This is a genomic window from Mucilaginibacter sp. P5_A6 (assembly GCF_056400585.1).
Genome location: NZ_JBFUKZ010000007.1, coordinates 235,694 through 262,532, shown reverse-complemented (window position 1 = coordinate 262,532; position 26,839 = coordinate 235,694). Strand labels below are relative to the sequence as shown.

The 26,839-nt window shown below is 43.7% G+C and carries 20 protein-coding genes and 2 tRNA genes; 16 read left to right on the top strand and 6 right to left on the bottom strand.

The genetic code is table 11. The annotated features are described in order from the left end of the window. Together AC1DO4_RS10225 and AC1DO4_RS10220 are read left to right on the top strand one after the other, a co-directional pair. On the top strand, positions 1 to 1,074 hold a 1,074-nt coding region (locus tag AC1DO4_RS10225), incomplete at its 5' end, for a glycoside hydrolase family 43 protein (protein ID WP_477415432.1). 315 nt (positions 1,075 to 1,389) lie between these two features. After that, on the top strand, positions 1,390 to 2,625 hold the full coding sequence (locus AC1DO4_RS10220) for a glycoside hydrolase family 27 protein (protein WP_477415430.1): 1,236 nt from the start codon (positions 1,390 to 1,392) through the stop codon (positions 2,623 to 2,625). Positions 2,626 to 3,306: 681 nt separating this feature from the next. Here the strand turns inward: AC1DO4_RS10220 and AC1DO4_RS10215 are convergent. Together AC1DO4_RS10215 and AC1DO4_RS10210 are read right to left on the bottom strand one after the other, a co-directional pair. Further along, positions 3,307 to 3,534, bottom strand: coding sequence for a hypothetical protein (locus AC1DO4_RS10215; protein ID WP_477415428.1), 228 nt, complete (start codon positions 3,532 to 3,534; stop codon positions 3,307 to 3,309). Positions 3,535 to 4,235: 701 nt separating this feature from the next. Next, positions 4,236 to 5,222: a hypothetical protein gene (locus AC1DO4_RS10210; protein WP_477415426.1), complete on the bottom strand. Its 987-nt coding sequence runs from the start codon at positions 5,220 to 5,222 to the stop codon at positions 4,236 to 4,238. Between the two features lie 143 nt (positions 5,223 to 5,365). Between AC1DO4_RS10210 and AC1DO4_RS10205 the strand changes: the two genes are divergently transcribed. The 5 genes from AC1DO4_RS10205 to AC1DO4_RS10185 are packed head-to-tail and all read left to right on the top strand — an operon-like array spanning position 5,366 to position 10,811. Continuing rightward, positions 5,366 to 6,988, top strand: a complete 1,623-nt coding sequence (locus tag AC1DO4_RS10205; protein WP_477415424.1) for a carboxylesterase/lipase family protein — start codon at positions 5,366 to 5,368, stop codon at positions 6,986 to 6,988. A gap of 12 nt (positions 6,989 to 7,000) precedes the next feature. Next, on the top strand, positions 7,001 to 7,864 hold the full coding sequence (locus tag AC1DO4_RS10200; RefSeq protein WP_477415421.1) for an alpha/beta hydrolase: 864 nt from the start codon (positions 7,001 to 7,003) through the stop codon (positions 7,862 to 7,864). Between the two features lie 3 nt (positions 7,865 to 7,867). Beyond that, positions 7,868 to 9,163 carry a CitMHS family transporter gene (locus AC1DO4_RS10195; protein ID WP_477415419.1) on the top strand — a complete coding sequence of 432 codons (1,296 nt, stop codon included), beginning with the start codon at positions 7,868 to 7,870 and terminating at the stop codon, positions 9,161 to 9,163. Further along, on the top strand, positions 9,164 to 10,498 hold the full coding sequence (locus AC1DO4_RS10190) for an acyclic terpene utilization AtuA family protein (RefSeq protein WP_477415417.1): 1,335 nt from the start codon (positions 9,164 to 9,166) through the stop codon (positions 10,496 to 10,498). After that, positions 10,488 to 10,811, top strand: coding sequence for an AtuA-related protein (locus AC1DO4_RS10185; RefSeq protein WP_477415415.1), 324 nt, complete (start codon positions 10,488 to 10,490; stop codon positions 10,809 to 10,811). The genes AC1DO4_RS10190 and AC1DO4_RS10185 overlap by 11 nt, the downstream gene beginning before the upstream one ends. An 8-nt stretch (positions 10,812 to 10,819) precedes the next feature. Here AC1DO4_RS10185 and AC1DO4_RS10180 read toward each other — a convergent pair whose 3' ends face one another. Further along, positions 10,820 to 11,596, bottom strand: coding sequence for an NUDIX hydrolase (locus AC1DO4_RS10180; RefSeq protein WP_477415413.1), 777 nt, complete (start codon positions 11,594 to 11,596; stop codon positions 10,820 to 10,822). Between the two features lie 120 nt (positions 11,597 to 11,716). Here AC1DO4_RS10180 and AC1DO4_RS10175 point away from each other — a divergent pair, with 120 nt between their 5' ends. The 8 genes from AC1DO4_RS10175 to AC1DO4_RS10140 all read left to right on the top strand — a co-directional run bounded on the left by AC1DO4_RS10175 (position 11,717) and on the right by AC1DO4_RS10140 (position 23,047). After that, entirely contained in the window at positions 11,717 to 14,221 is a 2,505-nt protein-coding gene (locus AC1DO4_RS10175; RefSeq protein WP_477415411.1) for a glycoside hydrolase family 2 TIM barrel-domain containing protein, read from the top strand. Positions 14,222 to 14,233: 12 nt separating this feature from the next. Beyond that, positions 14,234 to 14,611 carry a hypothetical protein gene (locus AC1DO4_RS10170; RefSeq protein ID WP_477415409.1) on the top strand — a complete coding sequence of 126 codons (378 nt, stop codon included), beginning with the start codon at positions 14,234 to 14,236 and terminating at the stop codon, positions 14,609 to 14,611. Between the two features lie 35 nt (positions 14,612 to 14,646). Further along, complete coding sequence (locus AC1DO4_RS10165; RefSeq protein WP_477415407.1) at positions 14,647 to 16,947, top strand: beta-glucosidase; 2,301 nt, start codon at positions 14,647 to 14,649, stop codon at positions 16,945 to 16,947. A gap of 4 nt (positions 16,948 to 16,951) precedes the next feature. Further along, a complete protein-coding gene (locus AC1DO4_RS10160; protein WP_477415405.1) occupies positions 16,952 to 19,330 on the top strand; it encodes a glycoside hydrolase family 3 C-terminal domain-containing protein in 2,379 nt (792 codons plus the stop codon). Positions 19,331 to 19,335: 5 nt separating this feature from the next. Further along, positions 19,336 to 20,136, top strand: coding sequence for an SDR family NAD(P)-dependent oxidoreductase (locus tag AC1DO4_RS10155; protein ID WP_477415402.1), 801 nt, complete (start codon positions 19,336 to 19,338; stop codon positions 20,134 to 20,136). A 127-nt stretch (positions 20,137 to 20,263) separates the two neighbouring features. Further along, positions 20,264 to 21,043, top strand: coding sequence for a DUF3667 domain-containing protein (locus tag AC1DO4_RS10150; RefSeq protein WP_477415400.1), 780 nt, complete (start codon positions 20,264 to 20,266; stop codon positions 21,041 to 21,043). 104 nt (positions 21,044 to 21,147) lie between these two features. Continuing rightward, the gene (locus tag AC1DO4_RS10145) at positions 21,148 to 22,800 is read left to right on the top strand and encodes a family 43 glycosylhydrolase (protein ID WP_477415398.1); all 1,653 of its coding nucleotides are present in this window, start codon (positions 21,148 to 21,150) and stop codon (positions 22,798 to 22,800) included. Positions 22,801 to 22,807: 7 nt separating this feature from the next. After that, on the top strand, positions 22,808 to 23,047 hold the full coding sequence (locus AC1DO4_RS10140; protein ID WP_477415396.1) for a family 43 glycosylhydrolase: 240 nt from the start codon (positions 22,808 to 22,810) through the stop codon (positions 23,045 to 23,047). Between the two features lie 449 nt (positions 23,048 to 23,496). On the opposite strand, the gene AC1DO4_RS10135 is transcribed toward AC1DO4_RS10140, so the two are convergent. The 3 genes from AC1DO4_RS10135 to AC1DO4_RS10125 form a co-directional block, all read right to left on the bottom strand. Next, positions 23,497 to 23,581, bottom strand: a tRNA-Leu gene (locus tag AC1DO4_RS10135). A 51-nt stretch (positions 23,582 to 23,632) separates the two neighbouring features. Continuing rightward, positions 23,633 to 23,705, bottom strand: a tRNA-Gly gene (locus AC1DO4_RS10130). Positions 23,706 to 23,829: 124 nt separating this feature from the next. After that, the gene (locus AC1DO4_RS10125) at positions 23,830 to 24,312 is read right to left on the bottom strand and encodes a regulatory protein RecX (protein ID WP_477415394.1); all 483 of its coding nucleotides are present in this window, start codon (positions 24,310 to 24,312) and stop codon (positions 23,830 to 23,832) included. Between the two features lie 61 nt (positions 24,313 to 24,373). On the opposite strand from AC1DO4_RS10125, the gene AC1DO4_RS10120 reads away from it, so the two are divergent. Next, positions 24,374 to 26,839, top strand: a complete 2,466-nt coding sequence (locus tag AC1DO4_RS10120; protein WP_477415392.1) for a bifunctional UDP-N-acetylmuramoyl-tripeptide:D-alanyl-D-alanine ligase/alanine racemase — start codon at positions 24,374 to 24,376, stop codon at positions 26,837 to 26,839.

Below are 26,839 nucleotides of genomic sequence, written 5' to 3'. Positions count from 1 at the left end.
GATTTAAGGTTAGTTGAATTAAAGGACGATCTTTCCGGTATAAAACTCGGCGGAACGGACAAAATTATCATTAAAAAAGCAAACGTGCCTTCGGGCGGTACCGGCCTCGGTCCTGAGGGCTCTCAGCTGTTTAAGATAAAAGGCAAATATTATCTTTTCAATATTACATGGCCACCGGGTCACGTACGCACTGTTATCATACACCGGGCAGATAAAATCACCGGCCCGTACGAAGGACGAATTGGCCTCCAGGATTTAGGTGTGGCGCAAGGAGGATTGGTTGAAGCGCCAAATGGGGCCTGGTATTCTTATTTGTTCCGTGATTATGGCTCGGTGGGCCGTATTCCCTATTTGGTGCCCGTAAAGTGGGTGGATGGATGGCCCGTTTTGGGCACTGGCGGCAAAGTGACCGATACACTTGACCTGCCGGCCGGTAAAGGTTTGATCCCGGGCATCGTTGCTTCAGACGAATTTACCCGTAAAAAAGGCGAACGGGCATTACCACTGGTTTGGCAATGGAACCATAACCCGGATAATAGTTTGTGGTCTGTTACAGCGCGGAAAGGGTATTTACGACTCACCACCGGCAGGATTGACACCAATTTCCTGGCGGCACGAAATTCATTGACACAACGCACGATCGGCCCGGTATGCTCCGGGGCAGTTTCGCTCGACATATCTAAAATGAAAGATGGTGATTTCGCGGGTTTGGGTCTTCTGCAAAAAAATTACGGGTTGGCAGGTGTAAAAATAACCGGGGATAGCAAAGCTATCGTCATGATCAATGCAAGCACCGGAAAACCTGTAGAAGCACAAACAATCCCCTTAGACCAAAAGGTAGTATACTTTAAGGCGGAATGCAATTTTACGAACAGAAAAGACGTGACAGACTTTTTTTATAGCCTGGACGGGAAAACGTGGATACCATTGGGCACACAATTAAAAATGGCCTATACCTTCCCGCATTTCATGGGCTATCGTTTTGCTTTGTTTAATTATGCTACAAAAAATATAGGAGGTGCGGCCGACTTTGACTTTTTTCATATAACAGGTTCCATTTCCCCGGAAAAATAAAGCCGATTAAATTAACACTTAACCATTTTTTATGAAAAAAACTCTAAATTATTTATTAGGCATCCTGACATTAACAAGATGCAGTAAGCAAGAAATTAATGATTTAAGCATAAAACCAGTTATTACAAACACTAATAAGTCGTTCGACGCAACCAGTTACGTATTATTTACAATATAAATCTCCGATCGATGACCACAACCTGGAAAATTTTAACTTTTTTAATAGTATTTAGTTTTTGTAAATCTGTAAAGGCTCAAAACACGAATGTTGCGCTAAGCCCCCCCATGGGATGGAACAGTTACAATTGTTACGGTATGACGGTTCATGAGGATGAGGTAAAAGCAAATGCTGATTACGTTGCGCAAAACCTGAAGGCGCATGGCTGGCAATATATAGTGGTGGATTTTTTATGGTCCTTTGATAGCCGAAGTGGCGACCCGTTTCAAAAAAGACTTAAAGATGGCTCATATAGCCCAAGGCTTGCAATGGACCAATGGGGGCGTTTAACCCCTGATACAATTAAATTTCCGTCGGCATTGGGCGGTAAGGGGTTTAAGCCATTGGCTGATTATGTCCATTCACTGGGGTTGAAATTTGGTATTCATGTAATGCGTGGCATCCCACGCCAGGCAGTGTGGGCAAAATCACCCGTAATGGGCACTAATGGCATAACTGCTGATATGATAGCCGATACTAATTCAAAATGCACCTGGAATAACCACATGTTTGGCCTGGATATGGCTAAACCCGGTGCGCAGGCATACCTGAATTCAATATTGAACTTATATGCCGGTTGGGGCGTTGATTTTATTAAGGTCGATGACTTATCAAGGCCTTATAGCACTGCGGAGGTTGAGGGCTACCGCAAGGCAATTGATAATTGCGGCAGGGCCATCGTGTTCAGTACATCACCGGGGGCTACGCCTGTTGATAAAGCTGATAATGTAAAACAAAATGCCAATATGTGGCGGGTAGCCGATGACTTTTGGGACGAGTGGAATGCAGTATTGCAAATGTTTAATTATGGCAAACAATGGGAAGGCGTTGGCGGGCCCGGCCATTGGCCCGATTGTGATATGATACAGATAGGCAAGTTGTCAAAACGGGGTCCTGTAGGTGACGAACGTTATAGCCGTTTTACAAAAGACGAGGAGTATTCGCATATGACATTTTGGACCATCTTCCGCTCCCCGTTAATTTTGGGCGGCAACCTGCCCGAAAACAGGGAACAGGAATTGAAACTGTTTACAAACGATGAGGTGATAGCCGTTAACCAACATGGGACCGAACCGCGCCAGTTATACAAAACTAATGATGCAATAGTTTGGTATTCGCACGTGCCCAATAGCAAGGATATTTATGTCGCTTTATTCAACCTGGCGGCACAACCGCAGGATGTGGATGTAAACTTTGCCCAACTTGGCCTGAACGGAAGGGTAGCCGTTCGGGACCTTTGGGAAAAAGAAAATGTAGGTACCTTTAAAAAAGGATATAAAAAAACAATCAATACACACGGGGCCGCTTTGTTAAAACTATCGTTGCTTAATTAAAGTTATCTTAGCGGTAATACATGCTCAAATAAAAAAACTATAAATGAGGGTTTTAAGTTTTGGTCTGTTTTGGTCTGTTTTTGTTTACACTTTTATCAGTTCGGGAAGGATATGTGGCGTGCCGGATGCTACACAAAGTTATCTATGGCAAACATGTTCCTGCATTGGGAGCTGGCATTATGATATAGGGTTGTACGAGCGTAATGGGCTATCGTTTTGCTTTGTTTAATTAAGCTACAAAAAATATAGGGGGAGCGGCTGACTTTGACTTTTTTTATATGACATATTCCATTTCCCCGGAAAAATAAAGCCTTAGGAATTAACGAACACAAAAAATGAAAAATATATCTTAATGTTATTATGCTTACAGCCCCGGTTATTTCCGGGGCGTAAGCTATCAAAAAACGGCATTAGATTTTAACGCAACCCTAATCTGGTGCGAAATTCGCCCAAAATGGATAGTCTCCTAAGCGACAGCCTGTAACAGCCTATATTTTACTGTAAGTTCAGGCATGGCGTATTATATCGGGTATGCCGAAGTAGATGGGATTGCAAATTAACCACAACCCTGCTGCATAGCATTAAAAAAACTATTGTAAAAGTTTAAAAGTCAACAATATCAGAGTTCACGCTATTCGAATAAAACAATGAAAATAGACAAACGGATATTATTAGTGTTTTTTACGCTATTCCACTTTTTTCAAACATCCGGTTATGCCCAGATAACTTTGCCAAAAGTGTTTGGCGACAATATGGTTTTGCAAAGAGGCATAAAAATCCTGTTTGGGGAAAAGCAACTCCGGGTTCTTTGATTGTTGCAACGCTTGGTAAATTAAGTACAAAAGCTGTAATTACAATGGATGATTTGATTTCAGTTAGTATTTGACTATCAGCCAGGCTGCACTTCATATTAGATTTAGAATTTCGACTATGTTCACTAAAGTTAACGCAGAAAGGGCATTCAACCATGAACCCCCTTTCTGCATTTCAAATGAGATCGTCCAGTCTTTATTATTTAATAATGAAATTAAAACTATATTCCACCTTAACTAAGCATGTCTTACAGTCCTGATTTGCAAAGTCTATGAGCTATACATTTTTTCCCGTTAGGTCAGGCCAATTGATGAAAACTGGCGTGGCTTTGCCTGGATACCTTCCAATTAGTTTTACTCTTCGAATGCCATTTACAGTATTTCGAGCAGAATGTTATCAATTTATAAAATTGGGTCTCCCAATTCTGCAATTCCTCTTAAACTATCAATGAATTTATTAGAATTAAACCCATTGTGGGGAAGCTTTTCAACCTAGCGGTAAGAAAAAATTAACTGACTCGAGATTGTCTCTTTATTACAGATCGGCATCCAAGACATTTATAATTCGAATAATACCTCAATGCGTATTTGTAAAATGTTTAGGCAGCAATAAGGATGTATCACCGGGCCGAGAAAGTAAAATACTTTTCTCATCGAGTGTTTGTTTCAATCTTTTGTCGCCAATCGTATCCAGCAGTTCATTTTTCAAATAAAAAAAACGAATTGCATTGCCGGGTGATTGCCATTTAATTATTTTACAACTACAAGCTGCGTTTTGCGGCGTATTTATAATCTCCTCTATCCGTCCCCTTTTGCCTTGTTTGATGAAAAGCTCCCGTATGCCGATGATCCTGTTTTTTTTCCCTGGTCAAAGTTCCAGGAAGCGGAGATGACGTCCACATAAGGCCTGTCTTCATCCAAACGCATCAATGATAGTTTAGGCGACTCGATGCTATCCCGGGCGTTAACGACATGCGAGTGAATAGAAACCAGCCAGGCTGCCTCAAACTGCATATAGCCCGCATGTTCGAAATTGGACCCGTAACGAATGAATTTGAAGTAACCGTCCTGGTATCTCACATCCATGATATTAGAAACAATTTTATGGAACCGCCCGGCATCATACGTTCGCGCCTGCGGCGATCCGGTATAGCACAGCCAGATTCCCTCCAGGCTGTCGATCTCGGCGCTTGAGGGCCGGTAGGGCAAAATGCTTAAATCACGGAAGAGCTTTTTTTCCTTTGAATTTTCTTCAGTCCAAAGAATCCCTCCAACTAATAAAATACAACAAAGCAGGATTACAATTGCCCGATATGTTTTGATCTTTTTGGACAGCAATAATATACTGCTCTTTATAGGAAACACATCAACGATTGGCACTTCAACAGTTGCCGGCTCATCCACTAACCCTGCATCAACTGGTTTTTGTGCAAAACCCTTTCTACCCTGTCCATATAAATAAATATAACAAGCATCAACCAAAAATGGGCGCGGGTTCGACACGATCCCATTAATAGCATCTTTTAGCTGACCGCCGGTTATGTCATATTTGCGGAATGGGTAAACGGCAGACGCGTTGTTTTCACCCGGCGGGTAATAATTATGGAAAAGCGTTTCACTGGTATTGGGAAGGCTGTTACTGATCTCGCTTAACATGCGCGCCAGGTCTTCATAATTCTTTCTGTTCGTATTTCGTTTAATACCCTGGCCGGTTGCTGCCTCGTATTTCAGCACTACCTTTGTCAGCAGGTATACAATTTCTTCCTTTCCCGTTTTGAGCTTCATATGATTTTTAGCATTTCAGGTTTGCTCCCAGTTTCGGAAACGTTTCGGAAATCAAGCGATAAATTTATATACAATTCAGCAATATAAAAAAAGATGGAATTGAAGATGTAAATATAGATTTGTCATGCCTGATAAAACCAATTATGATGAAAAGAAAAACAACATTACTACTTATGTTGGCAATTTGCTTTTATAACATGTATGCATTTTGCCAAACAGAAGATCCAATAAAAAGCGGTGAGGGCATTGCTGTCACCTCTACTGATAACGGAAAAGTCAGGGGCTATATTCATAACGGAATTTTTACCTTTAAAGGAATCCCCTATGCGGAAGCGGACCGTTTTACGGCACCACGCAAACCCAAAGCCTGGAATGACGAGCGGAGCTCAATGACCTATGGGCCGGTTTGCCCCACCGATCCGACTACGACAGTGAACGATGCGTTTGAATTTGCTTTTAACCACGATCTGGGTTATTCCAATGAGCATTGTCAGACATTGAACGTATGGACGCAGAAATTAAACGACGGGAAGAAACGCCCGGTGATGGTCTGGTTGCATGGCGGCGGCTTTACGGCCGGCTCGTCTATTGAACTGCCATCCTATGACGGGGAGAATCTGGCTAAGAAAGGGGACGTTGTACTTGTTTCGATAAATCACCGGTTGAATGTCCTGGGTTTCCTGGACCTTTCTGCTTATGGAGATAAATATAAAAACTCTGGAAATGCAGGTCTGGCTGATATCGTTGCGGCCTTGCAATGGGTAAAAGACAACATCGCGCAATTTGGCGGCGATCCGGATAACGTCACAATATTCGGACAGTCCGGCGGCGGCGGAAAGGTAACCTGTATGATGAATACAGCCAAGGCGAAAGGCCTGTTTCACAAAGCGATCGTAGAAAGCGGCAGTTATATCACTTCTTTTACTGAAAAATCCATTTCGCAACGGGTTGCGGCAGCTTTACTGGATGAATTACATTTACAGGCTTCCCAGGTCGACTCTCTGCAAAAAATACCCTATGATCAATTGAATGCCGCCGGTAACAGGGCGCTAAGAAAAGTAGGAACAGAATTGAGAAAGGAAGGAAAACCGGCAAACGTGGGCTGGAACGCGGTGCTGGATGGCGATATGTTCCCTAATCAGCCGACCGATCAGGCCGCCATGGACCTTTCAAAAAATATACCACTACTGGTGGGTACCACTAAAAACGAGTTTGCAGCTTTCGCGCCGACCCCGAAGGGCCAGACCATAGAAGATGTGAAAGTTATTTTACAGAAAAAATATGGCGACCAGACCGACGCTTATATGGCAGCGGTGAAACAAGCTTACCCAAATACCAGCAAGCCGTTTGAATACAATGATATCGAATTCGGTTTTCGCTCATTAGCCATCAAACAAGCCGATCAAAAATCCGGTTTAAGCGGTGCGGCACCGGTTTACATGTACCTGTTTACCTGGCAGTCTCCGGTTAATGATGGCAGGTACAAAGCTATGCATTGTATGGATATCGCCTTCCAGTTTGATAATATCCGCCACTGCGAGGAAATGACCGGCGGCGGTAAGGATGCCTATGCACTTGCCTCGAAAATAAGCAGTGCCTGGATCAGTTTTGCCCGCAGCGGTAATCCCAACACCCCCGGTTTGCCGAAATGGACTGCCTATACGTTTGCAAATGGCGCGACAATGATCCTGGATAATAAATGTGAAGTGCGTGATCACCCGGATGCCGAACTGCTTAAAATAGTCAACGCTCCAAAAAAACAATAAAAATTATCAACGATGAGAAGACTCTGCTATGTTTTTGCGCTCGCCATGCTTTGCAGCCCCTTATGCTATGCTTCAAAGGTGGATACCGTTGAGATACCGAGTGCGGCCATGAATAAAACCTACAAGGCTGCTATCGCGTTCCCGGATAGTTATTACAAAACCAAAAAGGATTTCCCGGTACTTTACCTGCTGCATGGCGGCTTTGGGCACTTCAACGACTGGCTGCTGAAAACGCCTGATAAAATGCTGGTGCGTAACCTGGCCGACCAATACAATATGATTATTGTAATGCCGGAAGGAGAAATATTCAGCTATTATATTGATAGCCCGGTTGATCCCAACAGCAAATTTGAAACCTATATTATAAAAGAGGTCATCCCGTTTATCGATAGCAAGTACCACACTGTGAAAGATAAAAAAGGCCGGGTGATCACGGGCTTGTCGATGGGGGGCTATGGCTCGCTTTACCTTTCCACGCGCCATCCCGATTTGTTCGCGGCTGCCGGAAGCATGAGCGGGGCGCTCGACCCGAATATGACCACCTGGAACCTGACCCCGGAACGGTTTAATGGTCTTACAAAGTTTCTGAATAAAATAATGGGGCCGATGACGCCGGATAGTTACCTGCCTTATTCTGTGGTAAATATGGCTGATCAAATCAGAAAAAACGGATTGCCCATTGTAATGGATATCGGGGTAGAAGATTTTCTACTTGAACCCAACCGCGAATTGCACCGGCGCCTGGTATATAACCATACCCTGCATGATTATACAGAACGGCCAGGCGGCCATACCTGGGAATTCTGGCAGGATGCCTTGCCTTACCAGGTTTTGTATTTTAGTAAACGTTTAAAAGCCAATGGCGTAATACTTTAATCCATGCTATCCATCCTCGGCTTTTTAACCATCTGTGTCTTTTTAGGGTTGATCCTGACCAGGCGCCTGTCGGTATTGCTTTCTTTAATCCTGGTACCGGTTTTATTTGCATTGATCGGTGGTTTTGGGGCGAAAGAGATAGGCGAAATGGTACTGGGCGGGATCAAACAAGTGGCACCCACTGGTATCCTGTTGATCTTTGCCGTATTATACTTTAGCCTGATGATCGATACCGGGTTATTTGACCCTGTGATCAGGGGCATTATTAACCTTGCCAAAGGCGATCCGTTGAAAATTACCCTGGGAACCGCTATTTTGGCTATGTTGGTTCACCTGGATGGAGACGGTACGGCCACTTTTATGATCACCATCACTGCTTTATTCCCTATTTACAAAAAGTTGGGCATGAAGAAGCTGATACTCCCCTGCATCGTCGCACTCAGCGTGGGCGTTATGCATTTGGTGCCCTGGTCGGGCACTGTAGCCAGAGCTTTAAATGTGATGAAAACTGACCCTGCGCATTTGATCATTCCGATTCTCCCGTCCATGATCGGAGGGATACTTTGGGTGTTATTCGTGGCATTCTGGCTTGGTAAGAAAGAACGAAAAAGGTTGGGTGTTGTGCATTTGGATTACGATCATCACCAGGAACTTTCTGATGAACAAAAAGAAAGCCGCCGGCCTGCATTATACTGGTTCAATGCTGTTTTAACCATTGTTTTGATCGCGGCGCTTATTTTGTCATTGGCTCCGCCATCAGCTTTATTCATCACAGGTTTTGCAGTAGCTATACTGGTCAATTACCCATCCCAGGCCGAACAAAGAAAAAGAATACAAGCACATGCCGCCAATGTGTTTTCAGTTTCCATCATAGTTTTTGCAGCGGGGGTATTTTCCGGTATCCTTACAGGAACTAAAATGATCGACGCCATGGCATTGTCGATGGTTTCCATTATTCCTAAAGAGCATGCGGGTTATTTGCCGGCATTGGTCGGCGTTACCAGTATGCCATTGAGTTTGGTTTTTACACCTGATGCCTATTATTTTGGCGTAATCCCGGTTTTAAAAACGGCGGCCACCCATTATGGCATAAATTCCATTGAAATAGGTCGGGCAGCAATTTTAGGGCAAATGACAACAGGTTTCCCGTTAAGCCCCTTAACCGCCTCAACTTTTGTTTTAGTGGGATTGTCGGAGGTTGAATTGTCAGATCACCAGAAATTCACTTTCAAATGGGCCTTCGGTACCACTATAATTATGACCATAATAGCAATAGCATTTGGGGCGATAAGCATATAAATGAAACAGAGAGATAAAGTCCGTATTGGTTGTGGTGCAGGTTTTTCGGGAGACCGGCTCGAACCCGCCGTGATCTTAGCCGAAAAGGGTGATTTGGATTACCTGGTGCTGGAGTGCCTGGCCGAGCGTACCATCGCGTTAGCTCAAAAAAGGAAAGCGACAGACCCGGCGCAAGGGTATGATCCGCTGCTGGAGCGACGCATAGCGTTGCTGTTGCCCTTGCTTAAAAAAAATAAAATCCGCCTCATCACCAATATGGGGGCGGCAAATCCGGTCGCGGCAGCGGGTAAAATTATTGAAATAGCAAAAAGACAAGGCATCTCCATCAAAGTAGCGGCAGTTACCGGCGATGATGTTTTGAAATCTATCAGCGGCGATGAGATCGCTATGGAAACGGGAAATCCTATTTCCCGGTCAGGACAAGTCATTTCAGCCAATGCCTATTTAGGTGCGGATGCTATTTTACCGGCGCTGGAAACAGGCGCCGATATTATCATAACCGGGCGTGTTGCTGATCCGTCGTTATTTGTCGCGCCGTTGGTACATGAGTTTGGCTGGTCTTTGGATGATACTGATATCATTGCTAAAGGAACTGTAATTGGGCACCTGATGGAATGTGCGGGCCAAATAACCGGCGGCTATTTTGCTGATCCGGTTAAAAAGCCAATGGAGAATATGAGCACATTGGGGCATCCGTTTGCAGATGTTTACCCGGATGGCAACGCAACCATAAGCAAAGTTGATGGAACGGGAGGAAGTATAACCTTAGCAACGGCTAAAGAACAACTATTGTACGAGGTAACAAATCCCCATCAATATATGACACCCGATGTGTCAGCAGATTTCACCACAGTTTATTTGAAACAGGATGGAAAAGATCGTATCAAGGTGACTGGCGGCAATGGCAACAAAAAACCATCGACACTAAAGGTTAGTATTGGGTATAAAGCAGGTTTTACAGGAGAAGGCGAAATTACTTATGCTGGTGCAAATGCATTGGAAAGAGCCCGGTTAGCGGGTGAAGTAATTCAGCAAAGATTAGTTAATCAATTCCCCGATCTAAGAATCGACTTTATCGGCCATACGTCGGTTCATTCCACTTCGCTGGCAAGTGGCTATCAGCCTTATGAAGTACGTTTACGCATTGCCGGCAAGGCCAATACCGCTAATGAAGCAGCCACTATAGGCGAAGAAGTGGAAGCACTTTACACCAATGGCCCGGCTGGTGGCGGAGGAGTTCGGAAATATGTAAATGAAGTGATTGGTATTGTATCGATTCTGATCGACAGAAACAAAACAAAGCCATCAATAAAAGTGAAAAGTTATGAGCATTAAACTTTATGATATAGCGCACAGTCGCGCGGGAGATAAAGGCAACACATTGATTTTATCGCTGATACCTTATGAAGAAAAGGATTATCAACTGCTGCGCAATTTGATAACTGTCGATAAAGTAAAAGAACATTTCAAAGAGATCATACATGGAGAAATTGTTCGGTATGAGCTGCCCAATATTTCAGCCCTGCAGTTTGTATGCCTGCAGGCTTTGGCAGGTGGGGTTACTACTTCCTTAGTGATGGATACCCACGGCAAAACCTTAAGTTATGCACTGCTGGAGATGAATCTTGAATTGCCAGAAACTACCTGATATTAGCTTTAAAACACCAACGCCACTCCGCTTTTTAGACCTTCCTGATAGTGTTCCTTATCAAACTTGTAAAGGAAGGGCGACCGATGCTTTCCTATTTTGCGGGTTTCGTCTAATTTAGTAACGATTTTAGTCAGCAACAGTTTTTTGGTGAAGTTACGATCATCAAGTGATTTACCCAATATGGTTTCATAAAGGCTGTGGATCTCGGGTAAGGTGAATTTCTCCGGTAATAACTCGTAGCCGATTGGAAAGTGGGCGATGTGCAACCGCAAAGCCGATAATGCTTCATTGATGATATGCCCGTGATCAAACATCATGGGGGGCAGTTCATTAACCGGCCACCATCTGGAATCTGCCTCCAGTTCGCCTTTCGTGGATTCTACTTTCGAAAATTCGGTAAGCGTGTAGAACGCTACGGAAACAAAATAGTCAAAGATCCATGAATCCGCCGCAAGCTCAAACCCTGTTATTTTCTTAATATATTGGGGTGTAAAGCCATTATCGATTACACGCTGAGGGTTCCCGAATGAACCGAATTGCTTTAGGTAAAGACCTTTGATACCAGTGCGGTCAAAAGCAATTCTGCTGGCGGCATCTTCGATGGACTCTGTTTTTTTGATGTATCCACCCGTCACTGTCCATTTTTCTAAGGTGTAAGGTTGTTGCAGCAATACTTTCAATTCTTTTTCGTGATACCCAAAAATTACATTGTCTACAGCTACGTTCCGGAGGAATTGATCGGAATATTCGGAGAAACTGGCGAAGTCTGGAGGTATAATCATGATTCAAATTTGCTTTCCAAAGATACAAAAATTATTAATTCCGTTAAAAATACGGAATTAATTTGGATATGTGAAACCGTCACCATACCTTTATTCCGTTTTTAATACGGAATTAAAATTATGAAAAGCATCCAATTCTTTTTTATCTTACTTGCCTTGCTTTTGTCAGTTGGAATTACCCGCGCTCAGGACAGCGGTGAGATATCATTTGACAACAATTGGCGTTTCAGAAAAGACACCTTAAATGGTGCGCAAAATCCGGCGTTTAACGATTCGGGTTGGCGTATTTTAAACTTGCCGCACGACTGGAGCATTGAAGATCTCCCAAATCAAAAAGAAGGTGAAGTTCAGGGACCTTTTACTAAAACATCTGTGGGCAAAGCCGCGACAGGATTTACCGAAGGTGGGATTGGATGGTATCGTAAAACTTTTACTTTAAACAATAATTACAAAGGAAAAAAAACATACATCCTGTTTGACGGCATCTACATGGATGCTGACGTCTGGATCAACGGGCACCATTTAGGCAATCATCCTTACGGCTATTCGTCATTTTCTTATGACCTTACTAATTATTTAACAATCAATGGTAAATCAAATGTAATTGCCGTACGGGCTAAGAATTTAGGTAAGAATAGCCGCTGGTATTCAGGCTCGGGTATTTATCGTCACGTCTGGTTGTTGGCTGTCAATCCAATCCATACAAAACTTTGGGGGAATTATATCACTGCACCCGAAGTATCAAAGGATAAGGCAACAGTAAAAGTTCAAACTTCGATAGAAAACAAATCATTAAAGCAAAAGACAGTAATTGTAAAACTCGATCTGCTTAATCCTTCGGGGCAGGTTGTGGCTTCACGAAAAATGCCTCTGACTGTCCCGGCTGATTCCAGCGCAGATCTTACGCAAAAGTTATCCGTAACTAATCCGGGTTTATGGGATTTAGATCACCCAATACTATATAAGGCCAGGGTTACGCTGATTGATGGCGGCCAAACCATCGATCAGACAATCACTCCCTTTGGCATTCGTAATCTGCAATTTGACGGACAAAAGGGGCTCTTATTGAACGGAGTTGCCATCAAATTGAAAGGCGGCTGTATTCATCACGATCTTGGCCCTTTGGGGGCAGCGAGTTTTGACCGTGCTGAAGAAAGAAAAATACAGCTGATAAAAAACGCAGGGTACAACGCAATTCGTCTGAGTCATAACCCGGGTTCCCCCGCATTGCTTAATGCCTGTGACCGCCTGGGAATGCTGGTTCTCGACGAGGCATTTGATATGTGGGAACTACCTAAAAACCCCCAGGACTATCATCTTTATTTTAAAGATTGGTGGCAAAGAGATTTAACCTCAATGGTTTTGCGGGACAGAAACCACCCATCAGTGATCATGTGGAGCATAGGTAATGAAATTTACGAAGCCCCTGATACATCGGGTTACCGGATTGCAAAAAGAATATCGGATGAAGTACGGTTACTCGATCCAACCCGACCCGTAACAGATGCCATTGTTTTCCTGCCACCGTATACCAAAAAGCCGTGGAAGGATTACGAGCCCCACGTGGCTAACCTTGATATCGATGGCTACAACTATTTCCTCGATAAATCGATCTACTTTCAGCGCGACAGTGCGACGCTTCATCGTTTTGAAACGGAGCGGGCCAAACACCCGGGAAAGCTGTATTTGGCAACAGAATATTTACCAAATGGTGCTTTGGAGAACTGGGACGAAACGGAAAAATACCCCTGGTTCCTGGGCGGCTTTTCCTGGACAGCGATGGATTATATTGGGGAGGCGGGAATTGGAAGATCAGTTTTGGTGCCAGAGTCACAGAAAGTGCCGCAAGGGATGATGGGCATGGGGTTGTTCTACCGGAATAACTGGCCGGTATTTAATGCCTATTGTGGTGATCTCGACCTGATTGGTAACCCGAAAGCGGCTTTATATTATAAGAATGTGGTTTGGAGAAACAGCCCGGTGGAAATGCTGGTGCATCGACCTGTTCCTGAGGGACAGAAGGAAGTGATAGCTACCTGGGGAATGCCGGACGAAATCAAATCATGGACCTGGCCAGGCCAGGAGGGCAAGAAAATGCAGGTTGACGTATATACGCGTAGCAAAACCGTAAAACTTGAACTAAACGGGAAAGTGATCGCCGGGCAGACTGTTCCTGAAGGATCGATTACAGCGACCTTCCAGGTCGAGTATCAGCCCGGAACATTGGTAGCTAAAAGTTATGACAATGGAAAGGAAACCGGTTCAAGCGTATTATCGACCACTGGCAAACCAACTGCAATCCGGCTTATTGCTGATCGTAAAATAATAAAGTCAAATCAGAACGACCTTTCATTTATAAGTGTCCAGATCGTCGACAGCAAAGGCAATGTGGTGCCTTCAGTTGATGACACAGAAATCAATTTTAAACTTTCAGGCAATGCGACGATTGCTGCTGTTGGGAACGGCAACGCATCGGATATGTCCAGTTTTCAGCAGCCGCATAAAAAGGCTTACCAGGGCAGAGCACAAGTGATCCTTAAGTCATCATCGAAACGAGGCCTTGCGACTTTAACAGCCTCGGCTCCCGGATTAAAAGAAAATACTATTCAAATACAAATCAATTAAACATAAAAAATCATGAAAAAGTTAAGCTTCATTTTTACTGTAATCATCGGACTATTTATCTCCGCAAATGTTAACGCTCAAACCAAACCGGATTATTATCCAGGCAAGTGGAATGTCCTGGTAATGGGCACCCCTAACGGCGATTCTAAGATGACTTTCATTCTCGAAAGGAAGGATGGCAAGTTAACCGGCGCTGTGCAGGATTCGACCGGTAAGGAAATAACTAAAATTACTTCCATAGAAGAGAAAGATAAAACCGCAACCTTAGCATTTACTGTCCAAAGTTATGATGTTACCTTAACACTTGACCCAATAGATGACGATCATGTAAAAGGCAGCCTGATGGGCATGTTTGATGCTAAAGGAATACGTGTAAAAGAAAATAAATAACCTGAATAATTTAACCATATTCCTAAGTAGTTAGCATGAAGACTGTACAGTTTCGTCAAGTTATTGCCGTTGCCTTTTTATTGGTTGGCCATACCGCATTTTCACAGAAAAAGTTACCCCAACTGGGGCATGCCCCGGTTAGCGAGATCGTTAAGTTAATGACACTTGAGGAAAAAGCGTCTGTAGTCGCCGGAACCGGCATGCGCTTCCAGGGCCACGGCACTGTCATTGGAGAAGCGGACGGACGTGTACCGGGTGCTGCTGGAAATACCATGAGCATTAATCGTTTCGGCATTCCGGGTACGGTTCTTTCTGACGGGCCTGCCGGAGTTCGTATCGATCCTTTTCGCAAAGGTGACAGTACGAAATCGTATTATGCGACGGCCTGGCCGGTTGGCACCTTACTGGCTTCTTCATGGGACACGGCTTTGGTTAAAAAGGTTGGCGTAGGATTTGGTAATGAAATTAGAGAGTATGGCGTAGATGTGATCCTGGCACCAGGCATGAACATTCAGCGCAACCCATTGAATGGCCGCAACTTCGAATATTTTTCGGAGGACCCCTATGTTTCCGGATATATGGCTGCGGCTATGGTAAATGGCATCCAATCAAACGGGGTAGGAACCTCTATAAAGCATTTTGCAGCCAACAACCAGGAGAGCAACCGTAATGCGGTAAATGCAATCATCAGTGAGCGGGCGCTTAGGGAATTATACTTGCGAAGTTTTGAGATCGCTGTTAAGCGGTCGCAGCCAATGACGGTGATGAGTTCCTATAATAAAATCAATGGAACGTATACTTCTGAAAGCAATGACTTACTGACCAAGATACTACGTGAAGAATGGGGATTTAAGGGCATGGTAATGACGGACTGGTTCGGCGGTAAAGATCCTGTTGCTCAAATGAAAGCCGGAAATGACCTGCTTGAGCCAGGTACACCCGGGCAGCAACAAGCTATTATTGACGCCGTAAAAAATGGAACGTTAGACGTCAAAGTGCTCGATCAAAATGTGGAGCGGGTATTATTGTACATCCTTAAAACTCCTTCGTTCAGAAAATATCAATATTCTAACACCCCCGATCTTAAGTCACACGCAACCTTATCCAGGAATGCGGCAGCAGACGGCATGGTGCTATTGAAAAATGACAATTCCGCTCTTCCGCTAAACAAAAGCCAGAAAGTAGCATTGTTTGGCATCGGATCTTACAAACCGGTGATTGGTGGAACAGGAAGCGGAGCCGTTGTGGTAGCTTACACTGTTGCTCTTGAAAAAGGCCTTTCCCAAATCGGCTATTTGCCCGATTCGGCTTTGAAAACGATTTACGTTGCCCAGATCAAAGCTGACCTGAAAACGCACCCCGAAAAAAATATGGTATTGGGTAGCCCGCATTTGGTGCCGGAGCCTGAATTAAGAGCGACAGATATCAGCTCAGCAGCAGACCAGGATGATATCGGTATTTTTACCATCAGGCGGAACGCAGGTGAAGGCGCTGACCGAAAAGTGGAAGATTTTTATCTTTCGGAAGCCGAGAAAACACAACTAAAAGCTGTGGGTGATGCTTTCCATGCCAAAGGGAAAAAGCTAATAGTTGTATTGAATATTGGTGGCGCCATAGAAATGGAAAGCTGGAGCAAAAATGTTGATGCCATTTTATTAGCCTGGCAACCCGGACTGGAAGCGGGAAACGCTATTGCCGATGTTTTGAGCGGAGCGGTTGATCCATCAGGCAAGTTGGCAACAACTTTCCCGGTTAAATATGAAGATGAGCCATCTGCAAAAAGTTTTCCGGGTACACCCGCTAACCGCCCGGTTGAAAGTATATACGACGAAGGAATATATGTGGGCTACCGGTATTTTAATACGTTCAGTTTAAAGACCTCGTATCCGTTTGGCTATGGCCTAAGCTATACCAGATTTGCCTACAGTAATCTAAAATTGAGTGCGGCTACCTTCAGCAAAAAACTAACTGCTACAGTTACTGTCACCAATTCCGGAAAAGTTGCGGGTAAAGAGGTTGTGCAACTTTATTTAAGCGCCCCGAATAAAACATTGGACAAACCGTCAGAGGAATTGAAGGGATTTGGCAAAACAAGGTTACTTCAGCCTGGTGCCTCCCAAACACTCACTTTTACAATTGATCCTAAAAACCTTGCTTCTTTTAATACTGAAAAGTCAAGTTGGATAGCTGATGCCGGAAAGTATATCGTAAAGATCGGGGCTTCGAGCGAGGATATCAGAATGACTAAGTCATTTGCATTAGCTAAAATGTTGATCGTTGAAAAGGATCATAAAGCAATTGTTCCACAGGTCACCATCAATGAATTAAAAAATTAAAAAAATGATACCATCAAAAAAATTATCACCCAATATCCTCTTGCTTTTATGCGTCTACGGGTTTTCGTTATCAGTTCGGGGACAGCAATTGACAAAGTTGCCACAGTTGGGAAAGTCTTCTGTAAAGGAAGTGATTGCCGCTATGAGGCTTGAGGAAAAAGCCTCGTTGGTTGTGGGTGGAGGACTCAATATCCCTCCTGCGATGAGGAAGAATAAAATGTTTGCTGGCATGGTTGCACAGCCGGGTACTTTGGCAGCAAATACGGTTAATCCCGTACCAGGTACTGCCGGAAACACGATTGCGATACCAAGGCTGGGCATACCCTGTATCGTAGTAAACGATGGCCCGGCAGGTTTACGCATGATAGGGGGCTTTGGGGGGCAGAAGTATGAATGCACGGCGTTCCCGGTAGGTACGCTGTTAGCATCAAGTTGGGATAAAGACCTGATCTTTAAGACCGGGCAGGCATTTGGAAATGATGTATTGGAATATGGGGTCGATATATTGCTCGCACCTGGTATGAACATACAGCGAAATCCGTTATGCGGCAGGAATTTCGAATACTATTCTGAAGATCCATTGTTATCAGGCACCATAGCTGCCGCCATGGTAAACGGCATACAGTCGCAGGGTGTAGGCGTATCCATAAAACATTTTGCTGCGAACAATCAGGAAACTGACCGGCAAACCGTAAATACGATTGTAAGCCAACGGGCTCTTCGCGAGATATATCTTGAAGGTTTCAGGGTCGCATCCAGGGAATCACACCCATGGACCGTCATGTCCTCCTACAATTTACTAAACGGAAAATACACATCCGAAAACTACGATCTGCTAACTACAGTATTAAGAAAAGAGTGGGGCTACAACGGGCTTGTGATGAGTGATTGGGGTGCCGGAAAAGACGCGGTTGCTCAGATGAAAGCAGGTAACGATCTGCTAATGCCCGGCCCTAACCAGGTTAGCACCATAATCCAAGCTGTTAAAGATGGCAAATTGGCTGAAGAAGTATTAGACAGAAATGTTGAAGATATCCTTAACCTTATTGTCAAAACTCCCCGTTTCAAAAACTACAAGTATTCAAATAAGCCTAATACAGTAGCAAATGCTGCAATGTCGCGAAAGGCAGCTACCGAGGGAATGATCTTACTGAAAAACACCGATAGCGCGCTTCCGTTTACCGAAAAAACAAAAAGTGTTGCCCTGTTTGGAAATACTTCATACCAGGCGTACATAGGGGGTTCAGGAAGCGGGTATGTTGCCGTAGCTTATTCCGTAAATTTAATAGAAGGTTTGAAGAATGCCGGTTATGTGACCGACGAATCCCTGAAAGAAAAATACAAGACCTATATGACGGAAAATGCTCCCAAAGGTGGCGATATGATCGCGAACATAATGGGTGGCAAAAAACGTGCGTCTGAAATGCCTGTAACAGACTCGCTGGCTGAAGAAATGGCTGGGAAATATGATATAGCGATTTTTACAGTTGGGCGCAACTCGGGAGAGGGTGAAGACAGAAAACTGGATAACGATTTTAATCTTTCAGCGATGGAATCAGCTTCGATAAACACTATTTGCAAGGCATTTCATGCCAAAGCAAAAAAGGTTGTTGTAGTACTTAATATCGGCGGGGTTATAGAAACAGCCAGTTGGAAAAGCAACCCGGACGCCATATTGCTCGCCTGGCAGCCAGGTCTTGAAGCGGGAAACGCTATAACAGATTTACTTAGTGGCAAAGTAAATCCTTCCGGTAAACTGGCGCAAACGTTTCCTATATCTTATGCCGATGTTCCATCGGTGAAGAACTTTCCCGGTATTGAAGTAAAAGATGATTCGACCATAAAAAGAAAAGTGGTTTATGAAGAAGGTATTTATGTAGGTTATCGCTATTATAACACCTTTAAGGTGAAACCAGCCTATGAATTTGGTTATGGTTTATCTTATACCAATTTTACCTATAGCAATCTCAAATTGAGTTCAACTTCATTCACCGGCAGGATCGCGATAAGTGTTGACGTAAAAAATACAGGAAAAGTTGCCGGAAAAGAAGTTGTACAGGTTTACCTGAAAGCACCCAAAGGAGATTTGGATAAACCTGCGGAAGAATTGAAGGGGTTTGCTAAAACCGGATCATTAAAACCAGGAGAATCGCAGACACTCACTTTTACTATCAATGCTAAAGACCTTGCTTCGTTCAACACAGACCAATCGGCCTGGGTCGCGGATCCAGGACGATATGAAGTAAAGATCGGCGCTTCCAGCGAGGATATTAAACAAACTACATCGTTTACATTGAATAGAAGAACTATCGTTGAAAAAGTTAACAGGGTGCTGATGCCTCCAATGGCCGTTGCTGAACTTAAAAGCAAAAATCAGGAATAACGAAAATGAAAGTTGAGAACAAAACGATAATAGTTACGGGAGGCGGCAGCGGTATGGGCCGCGAACTCGTACTGAACCTGCTGGCAAAAGGCGCAAAAGTAGCTGCGATAGACATCAACGAAAAGACTTTGCAGGAAACTGCAGCATTGGCGGGTGACGGGAATGTAAATTTAAGCCTGTTTGTGACCGATATTACCGATAGAGCGGGGGTGGAAGGCTTATTAGAGAAAGTGATAAGCAAGTTCGGTGCGGTGGATGGTATTATAAACAATGCCGGTATCATTCAGCCATTTATAAAGGTAAATGACCTGAGCTACGAGGTGATAGAACGGGTAATGAATATCAACTTCTACGGTACACTTTATTTGATCAAGACTTTTCTGCCACACCTGCTTACCAGGCCTGAAGCGCATATTGTCGACATATCCAGCATGGGTGGGTTTTTACCGGTCCCGGGCCAAACCATTTACGGCGCATCCAAGGCAGCTGTAAAATTGCTGACAGAAGGACTTCATTCCGAATTGTCGGGGACGAATGTAAGAGTGACTGTAGTATTTCCCGGCGGTGTTAGCACCAATATCATGTCCAATTCGGGCCTTTCTGACCGAATGTCCTCATCTGCAGAAGGGGCGCAGAAGGTTCTTTCTGCCGATAAGGCAGCGGCGATGATTATCGAGGGGATGGAGCAAAACCGTTACCGGGTGTTAGTGGGCAAGGATGCTAAAATGTTGGACCTCCTTTATCGCTTGAACCCTGCGTATGCGGCAGGACTGATCGCAAAGAAAATGGGTACATTACTTTCCTGAAAATAAAGATGATTCATATTCGATCATGGATACAAAGAACCGGTGTTTACCGGATGTGACCATTAATTAACTCAATACAAAATCGTAAGTTTAAGCATTGTAGCTCAAAGCTTATCAAAGAAAGCAAATGGGAAAAACGCTAAAAAAAACTGGTCATAAAATAAATACTACGATCATTTGCAAAAATTGCGGTGGCCAGGTATCGGGTAATTTTTGTAGTAGTTGTGGACAACGGGCAGACACCCACAAACTGACCATGCATTTTATTTTGCATGATCTGCAACATGGGCTGCTTCATTTTGATAAAGGGGTTTTGTACACTGCTAAGCAGCTTCTGACAAGCCCCGGCCACACTATCCGCGAGTTTTTGGAAGGAAAAAGAGTCAGGCATTTTCAGCCACTATCCTTTGCTATTGTGCTTGCCACTTTTTATGGATTACTCTGGCATTACTTAATTTTCGACCGGCTTCACGCGAGTCTAATTGACCCCAGAAACGACATAACCAGTGCTTCCGGGAAAATCATTACCTGGATAACTGAGCATTTTGCTTTTGACGGTCTGATCCTGATCATAACCAGCACCATGGTTTCCTATGTCATTTTTAAAAAACGGAAATATAATCTTGCAGAGCACCTCGTTTTGAATACATACTTAATGGGATTGTTTTTAATTGTCAGCCTGCTCATTTTTCCCATTGTTTATATTTTCGGTAACGCTTTAACTCTCCAATATGGCATAGTTCAACAGGGTTTTCTACTCGTTTTAATGTGCTGGTGTTATTCCCAGTTCTTCAACAATACTTCGAAAGCTAAGGTAATCGGCCTCACTTTAGGCTCCTTTTTTATTATTTCGCTTCTAAATCTGGCAATTGGATATTTTGCCGGTTGGATTGTAACGCAATTTTAGGGGCAGAAATAAAAAATGAAGTATTACAAAACCAACGATAAAAGATTTATAAAAATGGCTTCAATATTCATTTAGTTTGAGATAAACCATCTATATACGGACCAATGAAAAAAGTACCATGCAAACGCCAGTTTCTTCTAACCGCATTAATGATAGTCATGTTGATGCCGGCAGTTGTGGCGCAAAAGAAAATCGCCTATCTATTTACCTATTTTACGGGAAACGGCAAGTCGGAAGAAGCAATACATTTCGCCATTAGTAATGACGGTTACCATTATAGAGCGTTAAATAATGACGCACCTGTACTTAATTCAGTAACAATTAGTTCGACTGGTGGCGTACGCGATCCACATATCTTAAGAGGTGACGATGGTAAGACATTTTTTATGGTGGCGACAGATATGCAGGTTGCAAAAAATGGCTGGGGACCCAACACCGCTATGGTCATGCTTAAGTCTACCGATCTGATTAACTGGACTTCTAAGATCGTTGATATACCTGCTATATTTAAAAAATTCCTCGGTGTTAACCGGGTCTGGGCACCGCAGACGATCTATGATCCGCAGCAAAAAAAATATATGCTGTATTGGTCCATGAGGTTTGGCAAACAGGCTGACGTTATTTATTATGCTTACGCCAATAAAGATTTCACCGGCCTGGAAGGCGAACCTAAGCAACTTTTTTTTAGCCCTGCTAACAGTTCATGTATTGACGCAGATATTATTTTAAAGGACGGCAAATATAACCTGTTCTTTAAAACAGAGGGGGCAGGTAATGGTATTAAAAAGGCCGTTTCAGCCAATTTGACCGAGGGGTACGTATTGCAGGATAAATACCTGCAGCAAACAACGGATCCGGTAGAGGGATCGGGGGTTTTCAAATTAAATGAGGGCAATGATTATATCTTAATGTACGATGTATATACTAAAGGCCGCTACCAGTTCACACGCAGTAGTGACTTGGAGAATTTCAAAGTAGTAGACCAGGATGTCACCATGGATTTTCATCCAAGACACGGCACGGTGCTTCCCATCACTGCAAAAGAACTGCAACGATTGTTGGCCAAATGGGGCGCGGCAGACGATCATAACCCGGTTTTGAAGGGAGAATATGCTGATCCTGAGATATTATATTCAAAGAAAACTGGTAAGTATTACATTTATCCAACCAGCGATGGCTTTACAGGCTGGAGTGGCACTTATTTTAAAGCTTTTTCGTCAAGCGACTTGGTCAACTGGAAAGACGAAGGTATTATTCTTGATCTTTTAAAAGACGTTAACTGGGCAAACCGAAATGCCTGGGCGCCAACCATAGCCGAGAAGAAAATCGACGGCCAATACAAATACTTTTACTATTTCTGCGCCGCTCAAAAAGTAGGTGTGGCTACCCCGGATAACCCGGCGGGACCATTTAAGGATAGTGGCCATCCGCTTATCACTAAACATCCGGCTGGCGTAAACGGACAACAGATAGATCCGGATGTGTTTACCGACCCTAAGACAAACGAGAGTTATTTATACTGGGGCAATGGTTATATGGCGGGTGCAAGGCTTCATGAAGATATGCTTTCCATAGATACATCCTCGATCAAAATAATGACACCCAATCAAGCTTTTCGCGAAGGCTCCGAAGTTTTTTATCGAAAAGGCAAGTATTATTTTATGTGGTCTGAGGACGACACCCGCAGTGAAAATTATAAGGTAAGGTACGGTACATCCGATTCGGCGCTTGGTCCGATCACTGTTCCGGACAGATAACCTTGTCTTGGCTAAAGATCCGGATAATGCCATTTACGGCACGGGCCATAATGCGGTAATTCAGATCCCCGGTAAAGACGAATGGTATATCATTTATCATCGTTTTAACCGCCCCAAGGGTATTACGATGGGCGATGCTGCTGGTTTTCACAGAGAGGTATGTATCGACAAATTGGAATTTAACGCAGACGGAAGTATTAAACGAGTAACACCAACTGTAAAAGGTATAAAAGGGCTAATTAAATGAACAGCAAAACGATTTTTCTAACCGCATCTATCGCCAGCTTTTTTTTTCAGCCGCGGCACAAACTCCAAAGGTTTACAAAATTCAGGCCGATAAGATAAAAGCCACTATTCAGTCCACGGAATTGGATTACTTGTATTTCCTGCGTGATGCAAAACCGATAGAACTTGCAGCGCCGGATTTGATTGACCCGCCGCCCGGTTTCTCAACAGCTACCGAATAGTATACCGAACGGCTTAAACTGTTTACCCGGAGGTAATAATAGACTAATTAAGGTTTCGTACGCGTTTGGCAAGGGTTCTTTGTTTGCGATTATTCTCCCACAAAATAAATACTTATTTCATAATCCCCCAACTTTTCGGACTGATCCATCTTTTGGGGGGCTTTATAACTAAAAAAGCCCCTAAATCATTGATTTAAGGGCTTTTTGAAGCACTTTGCCTGTGCTTTTGTACTCAGAGCGGGAATCGAACCCGCACTCCGTTTACGGGAACAGGATTTTAAGTCCTGCGTGTCTACCAGTTCCACCATCTGAGCAGGTGAGTAACCTTTTAAAAATAAAACCCTTCTTTTGATGGAAGGGCTTTGAGCGAAAGACGAGATTCGAACTCGCGACCCCGACCTTGGCAAGGTCGTGCTCTACCAACTGAGCTACTTTCGCATTGGTGTTTTTCCTGCTTTGAGTTGCTTTGCGGTTAACCGTTTGCCTATCTCGTTTGCGGGAGTGCAAATATAGACAGAAAAGCATACTCTGCAAGGAAAATTTTCACTTTTTTTTAAATAGTTTATAAGTCGCTGGCTTTCAAAACGTCAGCAATGATGTCGGCCTCGTATCCCCGGCTCATGGCGTACTGTTGAAGTTTATACCGGCGCTTAAGTTGATTTTTTTCGGTGAGTGTGTTAGCCTTTTTATCCAATAACCTTGTTAAGGCAGCCAGATAATCATCCGAATCAATGGTTAAAAGTGCTTTTTTTATCAGTATATCGGGTACCCGCTTTAGTTTAAGGCCTTGTTTTATCTTTATCCTGCCCCAGGCTTTCTGGCTAAACTTGCCCTTTGTATAGGCTTTGGCAAAGCGGTCTTCGTTTAAAAAGTTACCTTCTATCAGCTGGCTTATTACTTGCTCAACAGCGTCGGGCCATAATCCCCATTCATAAAGCCTGTCGCGTACTTCCTGTTGAGATCGTTCCTGGTAGGCACAAAAATGTTCGGCTTTAGCCAGCGCTGCTTTAGGGTCGGTGATCTTGATTTTTTTAGGGCCATCCATCAGAAACCAAAATTCGTTAAAAAATCTTCTATTGTTAGATTAATATAAGCAAATTCGTACCATGTTTAGCAACCAATACCCCATAACCCAGGTAAAGGAAATTATTAATGCCGGCGGTAATATTGTAAAGGAATATATAATTAGTATACTGTTTACCGATAGCCGGCGGATAAATAATCCTGCTGAAGGTTTGTTTTTTGCTTTAAGCGGCAGGCGTAACGGGCATGAGTTTGTTGCCGAGGCCTATGCCGCCGGTGTGCGTAATTTTGTGGTAGAGCATGGCCCGGAGTTTAACCTGCCCGGGGCCAATTTTTTAATAGTGGGCAATCCTTTAGTCGCTTTGCAGGCTTTAGCCACTTACCATCGTAACAAGTTTAATCTGCAGGTGATAGGCATAACCGGGAGCAACGGTAAAACTATAGTGAAAGAATGGCTGTACCAGTTGCTGGTAGCCGATAAGAATATTGTACGCAACCCCAAAAGCTATAATTCCCAAATTGGCGTGCCGCTTTCGGTATGGCAAATAACCAGCCGGAACGATCTGGGTATTTTTGAGGCAGGTATTTCTACCATTGACGAAATGGATAGGCTTGAGGCCATTATTAAGCCCCAGGTAGGCGTACTAACCCATATTGGCACCGCGCATGATGAGGGTTTTAGTAATCTGCGACAAAAAATACTTGAAAAGCTGCAGCTGTTTAAAAACTGTGAAAAGCTTATTTATAATTACGATCAACTGATGGATTACCAGGCTGATATTACAGCCAAAGAAACATTTACCTGGAGCCGCAAATTTAACCAGGCCGATTTGTATGTTTTTAGCGAGACCGCGATTTCAAAAAACTATTATATGCGGGCTTATTACCAAAACCGGGAAATAGAATGTCTGATCCCTTTTTCCGACCAGGCATCTATAGAAAATGCCATTGTTTGCTGGGCAACCCTGCTGGCGCTGGGTTATAGCGCGGTTGAAGCCGATAAGCGGATAGAGCGCCTTACCCCGGTTAGTATGCGCCTGGAGCTAAAGAACGGGGTAAACAACTGTTCGGTAATTGACGACTCCTACAATTCTGATCTGCAATCGTTGGAGATAGCGCTTAATTTCCTGGGGCAGCAAAATCAACACCAAAAAAAGACCCTTATCCTGTCAGATATCTATCAGTCTGGCTTACAACAGGACGTGTTGTATCACCACGTGGCAGATCTTATCAGTAGTAAAGAGGTTGATAAATTTATTGGAGTGGGGGAGGCGTTAATGGTCCATCAAGCCTATTTCAATATAGCAGAGCAGCACTTTTTTAAGGATACCGCAACAATGCTGCAGCAACTGAAACAACTTGATTTTAAAGAAGAAACCATCCTGATCAAAGGCTCGCGCAGTTTTGAGTTTGAGCGGATCAGCAGGGTATTGGCGCAGAAGGCCCATGAAACTGTGCTGGAGATCAACCTGAATACGTTGCTCAATAACCTTAATTTTTATAAATCTAAATTAAAACCAGGCGTAAAGATAATGGCCATGGTGAAGGCATTCAGCTATGGCAGCGGCACTTTTGAGGTAGCCAATATGCTGCAATACAATAAGGTTGATTATTTGGCAGTGGCTTATATTGATGAGGGCGTTGCCCTGCGGCAAGCAGGAATTAACCTGCCGGTAATGGTGCTTAATCCCGAAGTTTCGGCGTTTGATAAACTTACGGAGTATAAACTGGAACCGGTAATATATAGTTTTGGTTTGCTTGATGATTTTGTAGGATATGCCTTAGGCCGAAATATTATCAATTACCCGGTACATATCAAAATAGATACAGGGATGCACCGCCTCGGTTTCGAAAATCATGATATTGAAACCCTTTGCGATATGCTGGAAGAGAACCGCTATATCCGTATCCAGTCGGTATTTTCACACCTGGTGGCAAGCGAAGCGGCAAAGCATGATGAATTTACCAAAACCCAGGTAAAACGCTTTGAAAAAGCTTTTAAAGAGATAGAGAAAACGCTGAATTATAAGGTGATTAAGCACTTATGTAATACTGCGGGCATCATTCGCTGGCCATCTGCGCAATATGATATGGTTAGGCTGGGGATTGGCTTATACGGAATTGATTCGGCAGTACCTGCTGCGGATAATGCCTTGCAGCCCATTGCCAGTTTAAAAACAAGTATAGCCCAGGTAAAAAAAATCAAAGGCGGAGATACCATCAGCTATGGCAGGAGCGGTAAATTAACAAAAGACGGAAAAATAGCCACGGTTCGCATTGGTTATGCCGATGGCTACCTGCGCGCATTTGGCAACGGCATAGGTAAAATGCTCGTGAAAGGCAGGTTGGTGCCAACAGTTGGTAACATCACCATGGATATGTGTATGCTTGATGTAACCAGTATTGATGTACAGGAAGGCGATGAGGTAATTATATTCGACGGGCAGCACCAGCGCATTGAGGAACTGGCGAAGCAAATAGGCACTATCCCTTATGAAATATTAACTAATGTTTCGCAACGGGTAAAAAGGGTGTACTTTTACGAGTAG